This window comes from Amycolatopsis sp. NPDC024027 (assembly GCF_040638975.1).
In the GTDB taxonomy this organism is placed as follows: domain Bacteria; phylum Actinomycetota; class Actinomycetes; order Mycobacteriales; family Pseudonocardiaceae; genus Amycolatopsis.
Genome location: NZ_JBEZYY010000007.1, coordinates 104339 through 120479 on the forward strand (window position 1 = coordinate 104339; position 16141 = coordinate 120479).

At 73.1% G+C, this 16141-nt stretch carries 12 protein-coding genes; 4 read left to right on the forward strand and 8 right to left on the reverse strand.

All coding sequences use genetic code 11. The features are described 5' to 3' along the window. The first annotated feature begins 10 nt into the window (after nt 1-10). Nucleotides 11-913 carry a LysR family transcriptional regulator gene (locus AB0F52_RS19225; RefSeq protein ID WP_360172291.1) on the forward strand — a complete coding sequence of 301 codons (903 nt, stop codon included), beginning with the start codon at nt 11-13 and terminating at the stop codon, nt 911-913. Here AB0F52_RS19225 and AB0F52_RS19230 read toward each other — a convergent pair. The 7 genes from AB0F52_RS19230 to AB0F52_RS19260 all read right to left on the reverse strand — a co-directional run bounded on the left by AB0F52_RS19230 (nt 910) and on the right by AB0F52_RS19260 (nt 8129). After that, nucleotides 910-2019, reverse strand: a complete 1110-nt coding sequence (locus tag AB0F52_RS19230) for a serine/threonine-protein kinase (protein ID WP_360172294.1) — start codon at nt 2017-2019, stop codon at nt 910-912. The two genes, AB0F52_RS19225 and AB0F52_RS19230, sit on opposite strands and share 4 nt — an antisense overlap. A gap of 13 nt (nt 2020-2032) precedes the next feature. Then, nucleotides 2033-3655, reverse strand: a complete 1623-nt coding sequence (locus tag AB0F52_RS19235; protein ID WP_360172297.1) for a serine/threonine-protein kinase — start codon at nt 3653-3655, stop codon at nt 2033-2035. Nucleotides 3656-3870: 215 nt separating this feature from the next. Beyond that, nucleotides 3871-4728: a hypothetical protein gene (locus AB0F52_RS19240; RefSeq protein WP_360172300.1), complete on the reverse strand. Its 858-nt coding sequence runs from the start codon at nt 4726-4728 to the stop codon at nt 3871-3873. Nucleotides 4729-4987: 259 nt separating this feature from the next. Further along, nucleotides 4988-6520 (reverse strand): hypothetical protein, encoded by a 1533-nt coding sequence (locus AB0F52_RS19245; RefSeq protein WP_360172303.1) that lies wholly within the window; start codon nt 6518-6520, stop codon nt 4988-4990. Nucleotides 6521-6866: 346 nt separating this feature from the next. Next, on the reverse strand, nt 6867-7181 hold the full coding sequence (locus AB0F52_RS19250; RefSeq protein ID WP_013222708.1) for a hypothetical protein: 315 nt from the start codon (nt 7179-7181) through the stop codon (nt 6867-6869). A 64-nt stretch (nt 7182-7245) separates the two neighbouring features. Next, entirely contained in the window at nt 7246-7542 is a 297-nt protein-coding gene (locus tag AB0F52_RS19255; protein WP_360172306.1) for a chorismate mutase, read from the reverse strand. Nucleotides 7543-7703: 161 nt separating this feature from the next. Continuing rightward, a complete protein-coding gene (locus tag AB0F52_RS19260; RefSeq protein ID WP_360172309.1) occupies nt 7704-8129 on the reverse strand; it encodes a DUF1707 domain-containing protein in 426 nt (141 codons plus the stop codon). A gap of 156 nt (nt 8130-8285) precedes the next feature. On the opposite strand from AB0F52_RS19260, the gene pcrA reads away from it, so the two are divergent. After that, a complete protein-coding gene (gene pcrA, locus AB0F52_RS19265) occupies nt 8286-10700 on the forward strand; it encodes a DNA helicase PcrA (protein WP_360172312.1) in 2415 nt (804 codons plus the stop codon). Between the two features lie 939 nt (nt 10701-11639). Here pcrA and AB0F52_RS19270 read toward each other — a convergent pair. Continuing rightward, complete coding sequence (locus AB0F52_RS19270; protein ID WP_360172315.1) at nt 11640-12320, reverse strand: M23 family metallopeptidase; 681 nt, start codon at nt 12318-12320, stop codon at nt 11640-11642. 1294 nt (nt 12321-13614) lie between these two features. Between AB0F52_RS19270 and AB0F52_RS19275 the strand changes: the two genes are divergently transcribed. Together AB0F52_RS19275 and AB0F52_RS19280 are read left to right on the forward strand one after the other, a co-directional pair. Beyond that, nucleotides 13615-15603 carry a hypothetical protein gene (locus AB0F52_RS19275; RefSeq protein ID WP_360172318.1) on the forward strand — a complete coding sequence of 663 codons (1989 nt, stop codon included), beginning with the start codon at nt 13615-13617 and terminating at the stop codon, nt 15601-15603. 129 nt (nt 15604-15732) lie between these two features. After that, nucleotides 15733-16065: a hypothetical protein gene (locus AB0F52_RS19280; protein WP_360172321.1), complete on the forward strand. Its 333-nt coding sequence runs from the start codon at nt 15733-15735 to the stop codon at nt 16063-16065. Nucleotides 16066-16141: the final 76 nt, after the last annotated feature.

A 16141-nucleotide genomic window follows, 5' to 3' on the forward strand; every position in this document is an offset into this window, starting at 1 on the left:
GATCGGGGGCATGCTCGACGTCCGCCGCATGCAGGTCCTCCGTGCCGTCATCACCAGCGGGTCGATCACCGCCGCGGCCCGCAACCTCGGCTACACGCCGTCCGCGATCAGCCAGCAGCTGTCGACGCTGGAGCGCGAGGCCGGCACCGAACTGCTCGAACGCGTCGGGCGCGGCGTCCGCCCGACGGCCGCGGGTGTGCTGCTGTGCGAACACGCCGAGACGCTCAGCACCGAGCTCGCCAAGGCCGAGGCGGCGCTGACCGAGCTCAAGGAGGGCCGCACCGGCCGCGTCACCATCCGCTACTTCGCGACGGCCGGTGCGTCGCTGGTCCCGCCCGCCATCGCCGCGGTCCGCCGCGAGCACCCGGGCGTGCGTCTCGACCTCAAGCTCGTCGAGCCCGACGACCCGATGCTCGACGTCGAGACGGGCCACGCCGACGTCGCCATCACCGTCTTCCCGCGCCGGACACCGCCCGCCAAGGGGGTTGAGCTGGTGCACCTGCTGGACGACCCGTACCGGGCCGTGCTGCCGAAGACCCACCCGCTGGCCCGCAAGCGCGTGCTCGACCTGACGGACTTCGCCGAGGAACCCTGGGTCGGCGTCGACGGCCTGCCCGGCATCTGCCGCGACATCCTGGACAGCGCGTGCGCGTCCGCCGGGTTCACGCCGAACGTCGTCGTCGAATCCGAGGACTACCAGACGGCGCAGGGGTTCGTGGCGGCCGGCATCGGCGTCAGCCTGATCCCGGAGCTGGGGCTCGGCGCGCAGCACCCCGGCGTCGTCGTCCGCAGGATCCGCAACCCGGAACCCTTCCGCGCGATCCACGCCGCCGTCGCGTCGCGCGCCTGGGGCCACCCGGCCGTCCGCACGCTGCTGGAAGCCATGCGCGCGGCGACCGCCAAGGTGGCCTAGACGAAGAACAGCTCCGTGACGAGGATGCCGACCAGCACCGCGGCGAGGATCGCGGCCACGGTGACCAGCGTCTTCTTCGACACCGGCAGGTTCCAGGCCTCGGCCTGCTGCGCCGCGGCAGCGGGCGGCGGCGCGTACTGCGTCGCCTGAGGAGCCGGCGGGACCGGCGGGATCTGCTGCGTCGCCCCCTGCGCGTAGCCGGGCGGCGGCGTCATCGGGTACTGCGGCTGGAACTGCGGGCTCGACGCCATCGGCGGCCCCTGGGGCGGCATCGGCGGGGCGCCCTGCGATGTCGGCCAGCCGACGGGCATGGTCGGCATCGCCGGCGCGGTCGGCGGGATGAACGCCGTTTCGCGGCCTTCGGTGATCGCCTTCAGCGAGTGGACGGTGTCCGCCATCGTCGGCCGGGTGGTCGGGTCCGCGCGCAGCATCTTGCGCAGCGCCTCCGTCAGGACGCCCGAGTTCTGCGGCGGGCGTTCGGACGACTGGCCGTCGTCCCCGAACGGCGGCACGCCCTCCACGGAGGTGTAGAGCGTCGCGCCGAGGGAGAAGACGTCCGCCGCCGGCGTGCCCGGCAGCCCGCGGGCGACCTCGGGCGCCACGTACGCCGGGCTCGGCCCGCCGCCGCTGATGCCGATGTCGGTGAGCTTGACGCCGCCGTCGTCGGCCAGCAGCACCGTGCCCGGCTCGAGGGTGCGGTGCACGAACCCGGCCCCGTGGATGGCCGCCAGCGCGTTCCCGAGCTGGATGCCCAGCAGCGCCGCCTGGTCGGGGGTGAGCCGGCCGTGCTCGGCGAGGAACGTCGCCATGCTGCGCGACGGGATGTACTCCATCACCAGCCAGACGTCCTGGCCGTCCGGCAGCACGTCGAACACCTTGATCGCGCACGGGTGCTCGATCCGGGCCGCGTCCTTGCCTTCCTGCATCGCGGCGGCGCGCGCTTGCTCGGCGCGCTCACCCGCGCCGACCGGCAGGTACATCCGCTTCATCGCGACGGTGCGGAACAGCCGCGTGTCGAACGCCAGCCACACGATGCCCGCGCGGCCGCGGCCGATCGGCTGGTCCAGCCGGAACCGGCCGCCGACGATGGTGCCTTCAGAACTCAAGACTTACCTCGGGTCACGGCGTGGTGGAAGTGGGTGTCGCCACCGGCGTGGTGGGCGTCGTTTCCGGAGACGACTCTGTAGGCGGTGTCGTCTTCGTAGTCGTCTTCGGTGTCGTGGTCACCGGCGTTTCGGTCGGCCGCGAGGTCGTCGCGCGCTTCGTCGACGAGGTCGTCTCCGACGCCGGAGGGGGCACCTCCACCGGGGTGAACGAGTCCTCGGTCGTCGACGGCTGCGACTCCGACGTCGTGACGGGCGACGACTTGGTGCTGGGCGCCGGCGCGGCCGGGGCCTCCGGGTTGTTCGGGCTCAGCAGCCAGACGACGAGCGCGACCAGGCCCACGACCACGACGCCGCCGATGATCGCCGGGCGCTTCCACGCGCCGGGCTTGTCGTCGTCCTCGTCGACCGGGCTCAGCTGGGGCCGTGACCGGGCCGGGGGCGGCTCGGGATCGTCGTCGTAATCGTCGTAGTCGTCCTCGTACCCGCCTTGCTCGTGCGGCGGCACCGGCACGGCGCGGGTCGCGGCCAGGCCGGGCGGTACGCCCCCGGCCGCGTGGTGGTCGTCCTCGGGGTAGTGGCCGTACCCGTCGTAGTCGTCCTCCGGGTAGCCGGTGCCCTCCGGGTAGTCGTCCTCGTCGTAGAACGGCACGGCCTGCGTCGGGGCCCCGCCGCCGCTGAGCAGCGTGCCCGAGTGACCGGCGGGGATCTCGTCGAACATCTGCGTCGCGTTCGGGTCGGCGACGGCGGCCGCGCCGAGGACGCCGGCGGACGGCGCCATCATGGTCTCGTCCGCGGGGCCGCCGAGCGGCAGCTCACCGCGGGCGACGGCGGCGAGCAGCTCCTCGCACTCCTCGGCGGTCGGCCGGTGCTCGGTGTCCGGGTGCAGCAGCACCGCCAGCACGCTGGCCAGCGGCCCGGACTGGCGCGGCGGGTTGATCTGCCCGGCCGCGACGGCGTGCAGCAGGCTCAGCGTGTTCTCGGACAGCCCGAACGGCGGCTGGCCCTCGCACGCCGCGTAGAGCGTGGAGCCGAGGGAGAAGACGTCGGACTCCGGGCCCGGCTCGCCGCCGATGGCGACCTCGGGGGCCAGGTAGGCGGGGGTGCCGGCGATCATCCCGGTCTTGGTGACCGTGACGTCGTCCTTGGCCCGGGAGATGCCGAAGTCGGTGATCTTCACGGTGCCGTTGCCGCCGAGCAGGATGTTGCCCGGCTTGATGTCGCGGTGCACGATCCCGACCGCGTGGGCCTCGCGCAGCGCCGCGGCGACCTGGGCGCCGATGCGCGCCACCTCGGTCGGCGGCAGCGTGCGGCGCTCCTGCAGCACGGCGGCCAGGCTGGTGGAGTTGAGGTACTCCATGATCAGGCACGGCTGGCCGTTGTCGTCGGTGACGACGTCGAAGACGGAGATCGCGTTGGGGTGGTGCAGCCGGGCCGCGATCCGGCCCTCGCGCATCGTCCGCTGGCGGGCGTCCTCTTTGTCGTGCTCGTCCAGGTGTGGCTGGAGCAGGAGCTGCTTGATGGCCACGGTGCGGCCCAGGACCTCGTCGTGCGCCTGCCAGACGGCCCCCATCGCGCCCGTGCCGATCCGGCCGACGATGCGGTACCGATCGGCGACCAGACGACCCTCGTCGCTCACGCGACCTCCCTTTGGGCTCCGGCTTCACCAGGGCGTGCGGATCGGTGCCTGGTGAGGCGGCCACGAGCACGCCGCTCGGCTGGAGCGTATGCACGTGTCGTGGGCTCTGAGCCGGCTTTTCCGAGACCGGCCCGTGACAAGGCTAGGCGCTCACTCTGCGCACACGAATTCGGCACGGGCACTTGAACCAGGGGTGAAGGGGTGGTCGCGGTGGGCTACATGTACTGGGCCGAGACGAGCTCGGCTTCGGTGATCAGCCCGCCGCTGTCGGCGACCCGGAACAGCTGGGTGACGCGCACCAGCGCGCCGTCCGGCCGGTGCAGCGTCGCGACCGCGAGGATCGAGCCGTCCGGCTTGATCTGCGTGTCGGCCTCCTGGACGTCGATGGCGTCCATCGCGCTCCAGGTGCGGACCAGCTCGCCGGCCGTCCCCTGGACCAGGGCCGGGCTCAGCAGCGCCAGCGCGCCCGCCGAGTCGCGGGCGATCTTGGCGTAGAAGTCCTTGACGGCCTGGATCTTGCGGCTGGCGCTGCGGGCGTCGGCGGCCTTGTCCGGCACCGGGGTGTCGGCGGCCGGCGCCGGCTGGGTGCGGGGCTTGCCGTTCGCCGGCTGGGTGGCCGGCGTGTCCTCGGCGTGCGTGCCCGGCGTCGCCGGGCTGCGCTGCTCCGGCGCGCTGCCGCCGGCCTGGTGCTGCGGGACGGCGAGGCCACCGAGCTCGGCCGCGCCGGTGAACCCGGCGGGCGTGGACTGCCCGCCGGGGGAGGCGGCGCGGTGGGCGCTGGTCAGCATCGGCGCGGCGATCACGGCGCCGGCGACGAGCGCGCCCGCGGCGACGAGCCCGGTCAGCTTCGCGCGGCGCGCGAACCGGCTTTCCGGCTCGCCGGCGTCTTCGGCCTGCACCGGCTGGCGGGCGGGCTCGGTCCGCGACGGCAGGAAACGCTGCGGGTCGCGGAAGACCTGCTCGAGGTGGTCCCGGTCGGCGTCGGCGACGCCGTCCAGGATCTCGGCCGGGATGACGTCCTCGACGCGGACGGCGTGGGGTGACTCACGCCGTGTGCGCTGCCGATCAAGCACGAAAGTCCTCGCTCTGGGTTCCGGGGACGGTCACCCGGCCGTTCGCCGGGTGCCCGTTGGTCCGGTCGGCCGACTCGTGGCCGGTTTCCGGATTCGCTGTCGTCAGGTAACCCTGTGCGGACGGCGACCACCAGGCTCTGTCGCCGGAATGCCGTCGCAATACGACGAGCGGCAGCTTATGTCACCCACCCGGACCAGGCATAACCGCTCGTCGCACCGCACGTGCATCAGAACGGGCGAACCGCACGTGCAGGTTCGGCTACTGACCGTCAGCCGTGATCTTGTCGCCGTCGCCGAAGGTCAGCGTGCGCTCCTCGACGGTCTTGGTGCCGTCGGTGTGGGTGACCTCGACGGTGTTGACCGTGACGCCCCGCTGCTGGTCGATGCTGACCTTCTTGACTTCGAAGTAGGCGATGCCGGCGTAGCGGTCGGCGAGCGCCTGTGGCCCCTGGTCGTGCAGGTGGCCGGTGGTCACCGACGACGCCGCGGACGGGTCGGTGGTGACGGTGTTGAAGAACTTCTCCGAGTTGTCCCCCATGGTCTGGGCGTCCGGCGGGAAGGAGTACCACCACGGTGGCTTGACCGGGGTTTCGCGCTGGGCGGGCGTGACCTGCGGCTTGCGCGGGCTCGCGCCCGGACCGGCCGGGCCGGTCTTCGTCGTGTCCGGGGTGGTGGTGCTGCGGGCGGGAGGGGGAGCCGCGCCGTCGACCGGCCCGGCACCGCCGCCGCGCTGGGTCTTCCCGGGGGCGTTTTCCGGCCGCGACGCGGATTCCGGCCCCGGCGCGGCACCGCCCTGCGTCGGCGGCCGGTGCTCGCCGGTGGGGTCGGCGATCGTCGGCACGCCCTGGTAGCCGGGCCAGGAGCCCTGCACGGCCTGGTCCACGGGCGGCTTCCCGACCAGGAAGGAGCCGGCGCAGAGGAGGCCGACGACCACGGCACCGGATGCACCGGTGGCGAACCAGGCCGCTTTCCGCCACGTCTTCGGCGGCGTCACCGACGCGGGCACGGACCCGATCGTGAAGCCCCCGAGGCCGTCGAGGGGAGGGGCGGAGTAGATGCGGACGTCGTCATCGTCGACGTCCGCACACCGCGGCGCGGGCGCGGCCAGCGAGACGCGGGTACGCCGGGCGGCCAGGTCGGCACAGCTTTCGGCGGCCGGCGCCTCGTCCGGCCCGGGCTCGAGGTCGTCGTCTTCGAAGGCATCGAGCGGAAGACTGCCGTGCGCGGCCGGGAAGAGCGGCGACGAGGGCCGCCGGTCCCGCGGCTGCGGCAGCGACGGCTGCGGAAGGGGCAGGCACCCGGACACCGGCGGATCGGCCGGCGCGGGTCCGGCTTCGGTGGTCCGGCGCCGGAAAGGGCGGTTGCCCGCCTCCGGTGATCCGGTCGGGTAGTGCCGCAGGGGGTGTGAGCCACCTTCGGGCGGCTCGGCGGCCGCGTAGTGCGGCCAGTAGGAGCCCTCCGGCGGCTCGGCTGCTCCGCGGTAGCGCGTGGGGTGGAAGTCACCTTCGGATGGCTCGGCGGGCGCGTAGTGCGGCCAGGAACAGGTGCCGCCTCCCGACGGCTCGGCCGTTCCGCGGTACCGCAACGAATACGAACCACCCTCCGGCGCCTCACCAGAACCTCGGTGCCGCAACGGAAGCGTGCCCGGCTCCGGCGCGTTCCCGGCCGCGTGGTGGCGCACCGGGCGGTGCTGGGGCAGCGGTGGCGTCCAGCTCTCCGCGCCACCGCGCCGGTGCCGCCCGGGATGCGCGGGCGCTGCGGCGTGCCCGTGGAACTCCGTGCCTTGGCTCATGTGGGCTCGACCACCCGGCGGTGCGGTCCTGACGCCATCCGGCGGCGAGACGACCCGATCGGAGCACCCTCACGCGCGGAATCCCGTTCGGAATCCTGTTCGGAATACTGCGCAAATGCACGCGCACGCGACTGGAGGCGCGCGGGGCCAGTGCCCCCGCGCGTCTCGCGGGCATTGCCCGACCCAGACGCAAGGGTCCTCACGCCGCCAACCCTAGGAGCATCCGGCGGAGAAAGTCGCCCCCAAACCTGCAAGTTGCAGAGGTTTCACTCGGTCGGGCGCGACCGAACGGGCGATGGTGACGCTGCGAAGTTTCACGCAGCGCCATCGGCCCTGATCAGGGGTTTCAGCCTCCCGTGCGGTAACGGTCCCGCGTGGACTGCAGCGCCTTCGTCGCCACCACGCCGCTACCCGCGGCGACGATGATCGCGAAGATGTCCAGCGTCGGTCCGCCGGCCGTGAGCAACCAGGCGAACAGCGAAGCCGCGGTGGTACCGCCGGCAACGGCCCACCTGCTCTTGACGTACTGCGCGACCGGAGCGCCTCCGGCCCGCTTACCCGCCGCGTTGTTGAGCAGCGCCAAATACCCCACATGGCCCAGCGCGGCCAGCACGCTCGCGAGCGCGACGATGACGGCGATGAGGTTCACGAGCCAGTCCATGGCCCCAGTCTGCCTGCACCGGGGCCGCCGGTGCCTCGGGGAAGTCCCCGAATTCGGGTAACCGTTACCGGCCGAGCCGCCCGCGGCCCAGGTTCAGCAGCGCCATGGCCAGCTGCCGGCCGTCCGGGCCGAGCTCGCGGTAGCGCGCGAGCACGTCCATCTCGCGGTTGTAGACGATGCGCGTGCCCCCGGCGGCCATCCGCGCGGCCCCGATCGTCTTGGACACCTCGACCCGGCGTTTGACCAGCCGCAGGATCTCCTTGTCCAGCCAGTCGATCTCCTCGCGGAGCGACGCGATGTCGTCGCTCGCGGGAGTGTGCTCGGCGGGCTGGCCGTCGGCGTTCGTCGCGTGTGCGTTCATCGGGACCTCTTCCTCGAAGCCCGGACCCGGCCCCAGGGACGGCGACAGCCCCGGGTCCGTGGACTCCGGGGCTGGCGTGATGGCGGTTCGGGCACTACGCGATCACGGGAGCCGGAGTCCGGGTCCCGTAGAAAAATCGCTTCGCGTGGCGCCGCATGCGCTCAGTATGGCACAGCGGCACGGGGCCGCTCCCGGACCGAGCGCACCCGGGCGTGGACCAAGAGGCTCACCCCGAGCCAGAACACCGGGAACACCGGCCAGAAGAACCCGGCGCCCAGCACCGCCCACCGGACGACCACCAGCACCGCGATCGCGACCACGACGGCGAGGTGGACGCGCAGCGCGGGATGGCGCCGCAGCGCCGCCCGGGTCAGCGGGAAGCCGGGCGACGGCGGAGCGGGCCGCGGCAGGTCGGTGGTGAGCGCGGCGAGTTCGTCGGTGAACCGCGCGGAGTAGACGCGGCTGAGCCGTTCTTCGACCTCGTCGAGGGTGAGCCGGCCTTCGGCACCGGCGGTCTGGACGGTGGTGGCGACGCGTTCACGATCGGCGTCGGCGGCCCGGATGCGGGCGGAGCTGGTGTCTTCCATGTCCACCGATGCTCCGCGCGTGGCGCCCGCGGCGCGTCGGGTGGCAGGCGACATCCGGCGCTACGCCCACCGCCGTAGCCGCTCGCGCCGAAGCCACCGGCTCGCGTCGGCACGCTGTGCCGCACTTCCACCCACCCGGGGTAGCGTGGACGCACGATGGACACCCTCTTCGATCTCCCCGCCGCGACCCCTGTGCGCAAGCCCGCCGCCGGCGGGCAGGCCGAGCTGCTCGACGACCTCAACCCCGCCCAGCGCGAAGCCGTCACCCACGCCGGTGGCCCGCTGCTGGTGGTGGCGGGCGCGGGATCGGGCAAGACCCGGGTGCTGACCCGCCGGATCGCCTACCTGCTCGGCCAACGCCGGGTGCACCCCGGCGAAATCATGGCGATCACGTTCACCAACAAGGCCGCCGCCGAAATGCGCGAGCGCGTCGCCGCGCTCGTCGGGCGCCGCGCGAACGCCATGTGGGTGTCGACGTTCCACTCCATGTGCGTGCGGATCCTGCGCCGTGAGGCCAAGATCCTGGACATGTCGTCGAGCTTCTCCATCTACGACTCCGACGACACCAAGCGGCTGATCACGTTGGTGGCGCGGGACCTCGACATCGACCCGAAGCGCTACGCCGCCCGCACGCTCGCCGTGCACATCTCGAACCTGAAGAACGAGCTCACCGACCCGGAGACGGCGGCGGCGAACGCGGGCAACGACCTCGAGCGCCGCGTCGCCGAAGTCTACGGCGAGTACCAGCGGCGGCTGAACCAGGCCAACGCCTTCGACTTCGACGACCTCATCATGCGCACGGTCTCGCTGCTGCAGGCGTTCCCGGACGTCGCCGAGTACTACCGGCGGCGGTTCCGCCACGTGCTGGTCGACGAGTACCAGGACACGAACCACGCGCAGTACACCCTGGTCCGCGAGCTGGCCGGGACCGCGCCGAACGAAGCGGGTATCGAGCCGGCCGAGCTGGTCGTCGTCGGTGACGCGGACCAGTCGATCTACGCCTTCCGCGGCGCGACGATCCGCAACATCGAGGAGTTCGAGCGGGACTTCCCGAACGCGCACACCATCCTGCTGGAGCAGAACTACCGCTCCACGCAGACGATCCTGAACGCGGCCAACGCCGTGATCGAGCGGAACCCGAACCGGCGGGCCAAGCGGCTGTGGACGGACGCGGGCGACGGCGAGAAGATCGTCGGCTACGTCGCGGACAACGACCACGACGAAGCCGCGTTCGTCGCGGGCGAAATCGACGCGCTGGCGGAGAAGGGCGAAGCCGACTACTCCGACGTCGCCGTGTTCTACCGCACCAACAACCAGTCCCGCGTCTTCGAAGAGATCTTCATCCGGCTCGGCCTGCCGTACAAGGTCGTCGGCGGCGTGCGGTTCTACGAGCGCCGCGAGGTCCGCGACATGATCGCGTACCTGCGGGTGCTGGCGAACCCCGAGGACACGGTCAGCCTGCGGCGCGTGCTGAACGTGCCCAAGCGCGGCATCGGCGACCGCGCGGAGGCCGTCGTGGCGACGCACGCCGAGCGCGAGCGGATCTCCTTCGCGCAGGCGCTGCGGGACGCCGTCGAGGGCAAGGTGCCGTTGCTGAACCCGCGCTCGGTCAAGGCGATCAGCGGTTTCGTGGCGCTGCTCGACGAGCTCGGGGTGCTGGTTTCGGACGGCGCCGAGGTGCACGACGTCCTGGAAGCCGTGCTGGAGAAGACCGGCTACCGCGTCGAGCTCGAGGAGTCGGAAGACCCGCAGGACCACACGCGCGTGGAAAACCTCGACGAGCTCGTCACGGTCGCGCGGGAGTTCACCGAGATCACCGCCGCGGTCGTCGCGGACGAGAACGCCGAGCTGGTCGTCGAAGAGGGCGTCCCGGCGCCGGGCTCGCTGCCGGCGTTCCTCGAACGCGTTTCCCTGGTCGCGGACGCCGATTCGGTGCCTTCGCCCGACGGCGGCGAGGAAGGCGACGGCGGCGCGGGCGTGGTCACGCTGATGACCGTGCACACCGCGAAGGGCCTGGAGTACCCGGTGGTGTTCTGCACCGGCTGGGAGGACGGCGTCTTCCCGCACATGCGGGCGCTGGGCGACCCGACGGAGCTGGCCGAAGAGCGGCGGCTCGCGTACGTCGCGATCACGCGCGCCAGGAAGCGGTTGTACGTCTCGCGCGCGATCACGCGCTCGGCGTGGGGCCAGCCGTCGATGAACCCGGCTTCGCGGTTCCTCGACGAGCTGCCGCCGGACCTGGTCGACTGGCGGCGGCTGGAGCCGTCCAGCAGCGGCTTCGGCTCGTTCGGTGCCGGTTCGCGCGGCGCCCCGCGGGCGGCGACTACCTGGGGCGGCCGGCGGTCTTCTGCGCCGTCTTCGTCGGGCACGCCGTCGTTCGGCAAGGGCTGGAAGGACACGGTGGCGCTGAAGCTGGACGTCGGCGACCGCGTCAGCCACGACAAGTACGGCCTCGGCACGGTGATCTCCTGCGACGGCGTCGGCCCACGGGCCACGGCCACGATCGACTTCGGCGCGGCGGGCAAGGTCCGGCTGATGCTCATCGGCAGCGTGCCGATGGTGAAGCTCTAGCGCCACTCGTCCGAGTGAATCCGGCGGCGATCTCTCCGATCGCCGCCGGAATCGTCGTACCCACCCGGTAGAACTGACCCCGTGATCGAACAAAGGTTCGACGGAGGGGGTAATGCGGTGTGGACGCGGTGCTGTTTGGGCTGCTGGCCGAAGGGGTACAAAAATACCTGCGAGGAGTCCTGGGGTCGACGGTTCCGGATCGGGGTCGGGAGCCTTCGGGGGCTTCAGGAGTTCCTTCGCGTGCGGGAGCGGAGGCGTGCCGGCTGGCCGCCGCCTGGCGAGCGCTGCTCAGGCAGCACGAGCTCGGCGCGGACGGGCGCTGTGTCACCTGCGGCCGGGGACGCCGCTGGACGACCAGAGCCCGGAGTGCCGCGCGTGTCCGCTCCGCGGGGGGCGCGGGGGGAGCCGTGCCCTGGGGCTGGCTGCCGGTCCGGCGGCCGGCGGAGCTGTGCACGGTGTGGCAGATCGCGGTGGCCTACTTCATCCGCCGGTTACCGGGCGGACAGCGATAGGTGGTTGCGGGCGCTGAGGCGCCTGTGGGCGGCCTGGATCGGATCTTCCGTGGCCGTGGACGCCGGTGGGGATTCCCGGCGGCCTGGGGCGTTTCCGCTACCGGGCGAGCTCCGCCCGGAAACTTCCCGCGCGGTGGGCTGCGGTGCAGCCGTGACCTCGCCGGAACCGCTCGATGACGTCCGGCCGCCTCGGCCGGGGAGCGAAGACGTACCCGATATGAGTGTTTGTGTTTGGCCCGCAGTGGCCAACCTTGATCTTGTGACCGGTTTCAGCGTACGAGCGGCTCAGCGGAGCGCGTGTTCTCCGCGCTCTTCGTCGGTTGCCGCTGCCCGCGGTGTCCCGGCCGGAGCGGATAGTCGCTCTACGGCCGGGGTTCCGCTGTCGTACGCGCTGGTGGTGCCAGCTCCCGCGCGGGGAGCGAACGGATCAGAGGACGATGCCGCGCGCGGCCAGCCAGGGCCGGGGGTCGATCTTCTTGGTGCCGCCCTGCCACACCTCGAAGTGCAGGTGCGGGCCGGTGCTCTGGCCCCGGTTGCCGATCTCGGCGATCTGCTGGCCGCACTTGACCTTCTGGCCCTCCTTGACGGAGAAGCTGTTCATGTGGCCGTAGACCTGGATCGTGCCGTCGTCGAGCTGGACCCGCACCCAGAGGCCGAAGCCGCTGGCGGGGCCGGCCTCGATCACGGTGCCGTCGGAGGCCGCGTAGATCGGGGTGCCGATGGCGTTGGCGATGTCGATGCCGAGGTGGCTCGTGCCCCATCGGGCACCGAAGCCCGAGGTGAAGGTGCCGTGCGCGGGCAGGCAGGTCTTGGGGCGAGAGGCTTCTTCGGCGGCCTTCTTGGCGGCGTCGGCTTCGCGCTGCTCACGGGCCTGCGTGACGGAAGCGCTGTCAGCAAGCTTCGCGGCTTCGGCGGAGGCGTCGACGGTGTGGCCGGTGGGCAGGAGTTCCGGAGCGCCCCCGGAGCCCGCACCTCCCGCGGTCAGCGAAGCGCTGGCGTCCTGGCTGTTGGCCAGCGGCGTGATGGCGGTGTCGGAATCGGTGACTGTCTTGAGGGTCGAGCCCGCAGCAGCAGCGGCGAACGCACCAGCCGCAACAGCGGCAACCACGACACGGCCGCGAAGGGCCGAAGAGGGCGGGGCGATGCGGTGCGCACCCCGGACACGAACGACCGCACCTTCCAGTGCGTCCTTCAATGCCGGGGAAGGAGCTTGGCCGCCGGGGGAGCGGTGTGAAGCCAAGACAGGGCCTTCCATCGTCGGGGAGCCGGGTCGAGGACTGTGGGCGGGGGAACCCGGTGAGCCAACCTCGGGGGTGGTTTGCTCGCGTCCTACTTCGTGACCTGACTGTAATGGGGACCTCGGGACAGTAACGAAGGGGTACCGCTGTCGGCAAGGCGTGCCCCCGCTGTCGGCCGATCGGGTGGAACCGGCACCCCGCCCACCTGTGTAAATCACTCAAAGTTAGAGGGGGTTTACGGCGTTCGGTGTGACTTGCCTTACAGGCTTGACGGGTGGTGAAGGTCCACCGAACGGCCCAGCGAGGCCTTTCGGAGGCCTTGGAAGCCTCGAAAGCCTCCGAAGGCCGGAATAACGAATTGCGGAGGAGGGTTGAAGCGCATCCGACGACTCGCGCCCCGCCACGGCTCCCGGGCGGCGCGAACTTGCTAGCGTCGCGGGCAATATGCCCCCACGCGCAGAGCCCCCCACCGGAAACACCCCCGGCCCCCGCCGAGAACCCGAGGCACAAGGCCCGGGCAACGCGGCCCCGAGCCCACTCGCCGCCGGTCCGGGCAACCCCAAGCCGGACGCCACTGGCACGGGCCGGAGTCGACAAGGTTCCGACGCGCCGACGCGCCCGGTGCCCGCCGCCGGAAGCGCGGCGGGTGCGCCCGGAGTCTCTGGTGTGCCTGCGCGCGGTTCCGCCGGCGCCGGCCAGTCCGGCGAGCCGACGCGCCCGGTGCCTGCTGCGGGAGGCGTGGCCGGTGCGCCCGGAGTTTCGGCTGCATCTGTGGGCGGTTCCGCCGACCCCGGCCACCCCGGTGAGCCGACGCGTCCGGTGCCCGCTGCGGGAGGCGCGGGGAGTGCGCCTGGAGTTGCGGGGAGTGCGCCTGGAGTTTCGGCTGCCTCGGCGGGTGATTCCGCCGGCCCCGGCCCGTCCGGTGAGTCGAGGCGTCCGGTGCCTGCCGATGGAGGCGTGGCGGGTGCGCCCGGTGTCTCCGCTGCGCCTGCAAGCGGTTCCGCCGACCCCGGCCAGCCCGGTGAGCCGACGCGCCCGGTGCCCGCCGCCGGAGGCGCGGGGAGTGCGCGTGGAGTTTCCGCTGCGTCTGCGGGTGGTTCCGCTGGCGCCGACCGACCCGGCCAGTCCGGTGAGCCGACGCGCCCCGTGCCCGCCGCGGGAGGCGTGCCGCGCCCCGACCAGCCCGGCGAGCCGACACGGCCGGTACCCGCCGCGGGGGGCACACCTGGAGTTTCCGCCGCCCCCGCAGGCGATTCCGCCCAGCCCGCGTCGCCCGGCCGAACTGCCCGGCCTTCCGGCAACCCATCCCAGCCGAAGCCGGCAGCCCGGCGCGCCGAGCCACAAGCCTCAACCGGCAATGAGAGCGACCTCTGGGCCGACGACACCGAAACCCGCCCGTCCAGCGCCCTGAAAACCGCCCTGACCCTGGCTGCTCTCGGCGCCGTCTCGCTCGCCGCAGCCGCCGTCGTCCCCGTCTCGCCCGCCGCCGGGCCCGGGTTCACCAGCTGGCCTTGGCTCGCCCTCCTCGCCCTCGCACCCGCCGTCGCCGCGATCTGGTTCGCCGGCGCCGGGAAACCCGGCCTCGGCGGTGGCCTCGTCCTCGGCCTGGCCGTCCTCGCTCCCGGGCGGCTGGTCCTCGACCTGCAGTTCGCCGCCAACGGCCCGCTCACCATCCGGCCCGAGCTCTACCTGCCCGACCGGTTCCTCGGCAGCTCCGCCGTCGGCGGCGGGTTCTGGCTGCTCGTCGCCGGGCACGTCTTGACCGCGGCCGCCGGGGTCGTCGCCTGGCGGGCCCTCCGGAACCACGACGAACCCGAACGACGGCGGTGGCGGCTGCTCGTCCCGCTGCTCGCCGTCGTCGCCGGGGCGGGGCTGCTCACCGCGCCCGTCCACTCCGACAACGGCTTCCTGCTCGCCCGCGCCGCCTTCGAAGGCCCCTGGCCCGCGCTCGGCGGCTACCTCCTGGTCGCCGCCGCCCTGCCGCTGGCCGCCGTGCTCGCGCTCGCCGCTCCGGCCGAGCAGGTCGCGCGGGGTGCTCTCGCCGGGCTGGCCGCCGGCGCGTTCGGGGTGGCCGCGCCGCCCGTCCTCGCCGGGCTCTTCCGGGATGATCTGCACGTCACCTGGGGACCCGCGCTCGCGCTCGTCGCGACGGCCATCGTCGCCGGCCTCGCGGCCACGCGGTTGACCGAACGCACCGAAAAGGCCGAAACCGACCTCGCCGGCAGCGCGAAGCTGCCCGGCCTCTTCTGGTGGCGGCTCACCACCGGCCTGCTCGGTCTCGCCACCGTCATCGCCGCGCTCATCGGAGCCTTCGCGCCGCAGGTCGCCGTCACCGCGCTGAACCCGGGCGCCACCACGCCGGTCAGCGCCGCCGCCGACAGTCCCGCGCGCTGGTTCCTCCTCGTCGCCGCGCTGGTGCTCGCCGTCCCCGCTGCTGGCGTGCTCGTCCCGAAGACGGCCGCCGTCGCGCGGCCCGTGCTCGGGGTTGCCTGGGCGGGGATCGTCCTGGCCGGCACGGCTGTCCTCAACACCGCACTCACCGCCACCCAGGCCGGCAACCTCGCCGGCTTCGGGGGCGCGGCCGCCCCGGTCTTCAGCTACGACCTCGGAGCCGGCTCCGCCTGGACGTTCGCCGCGCTCGTGCTCGCCGCCCTGGCCGCGCTCGCCGCCGCCGGCACCGGTGTCGTCGAACGCGAAGACACCGGGGACGGCACTGAGCCGGACCACCGGACACTCACGCCCGCCGCGGCCGGGGCGATCCTGGCCGTCGCCGCGTTCGGGCTGCCCGTCTTCGCCGTTCCCGGCTACGTCGCCGCCGGCCTCTGGTCCCACCTCGACACGCCGTCGTGGGGCCTGCTGACCGCCGCCGCGGTCGTCGTCGGCGCGGCCGCGCTCGCGACGCGGTCCCGGCCGAAGCCGGCGGCCGCCCTGCTCGCCGGCGCCGCCCTGCTGACCGCGCTGCACGCCGCGGAGCTGCCGCTCGTCGGCGGCTCGCTCGGCGGGGCGAGCCCGGCCGCCGGGTTCTGGGTCGCGCTCGCCGCCACGGCCGCGTTGCTTGCCGCCGCCGGCATGTCGGCCGCAGGCAGGTCCGCGGCCGGGGAACGCCACGCGCCCGCGGAAGCCCGTACGCACGGAGAAGGCCGTACCCCGTGAACGCCGTGCGCTCGGAGAACGCGATGCGCCGTGAACGCCGAGCCCCCGGGGAACGCCGTGCGCCCGGGAAGGCCGGGGAAGGCCGGGAACGCCGCGCGCCCGGGGAAGGCCGTGCGCCCGGGGAAGGCCGTGACCGCCGTGCGCCGTGATCGGCTGCGGGTGCTGCTCGTCGAGTTCACCCGCCCCGATCCGGCCGCCGTCGCGCTGGGCCGCGGCCTGCGCGACGACGGCGTGGAGGTCGTCCACGCCGGGCCCGTGGTCACCGTCGAACAGATCCTCCGCACCGCCGAACAAGAGGACCCCGACGCGGTCGGTGTGCTCGGCGCCGCCCCGCCCGAAGACCTCGGGGACGCGCTCGGGGGTGTCCCCGTCTTCACCGCCGAGACCGCCTCGGAGGTGGTGAAACGGCTCGCCGGTGGGCGGTCTCACACCGGTGAAGCACCGTCTGACCGCGTACGGTGACCGACTTCACCAGGTGCGGAGTCCCCTGCGTCTGCGCAGGTCGCTAACCTCGACTGGTCCGACAGCGCGGTCCGGT

Bases quoted from the DNA above. Each gene is read 5' to 3' on its own strand.
- AB0F52_RS19225 (WP_360172291.1), top strand. From the start codon at position 11: ATGCTCGACGTCCGCCGCATGCAGGTCCTCCGTGCCGTCATCACCAGC.
- AB0F52_RS19245 (WP_360172303.1), bottom strand. From the start codon at position 6,520: ATGAGCCAAGGCACGGAGTTCCACGGGCACGCCGCAGCGCCCGCGCAT.
- AB0F52_RS19250 (WP_013222708.1), bottom strand. From the start codon at position 7,181: ATGGACTGGCTCGTGAACCTCATCGCCGTCATCGTCGCGCTCGCGAGC.
- AB0F52_RS19255 (WP_360172306.1), bottom strand. From the start codon at position 7,542: ATGAACGCACACGCGACGAACGCCGACGGCCAGCCCGCCGAGCACACT.
- AB0F52_RS19260 (WP_360172309.1), bottom strand. From the start codon at position 8,129: ATGGAAGACACCAGCTCCGCCCGCATCCGGGCCGCCGACGCCGATCGT.
- pcrA (WP_360172312.1), top strand. From the start codon at position 8,286: ATGGACACCCTCTTCGATCTCCCCGCCGCGACCCCTGTGCGCAAGCCC.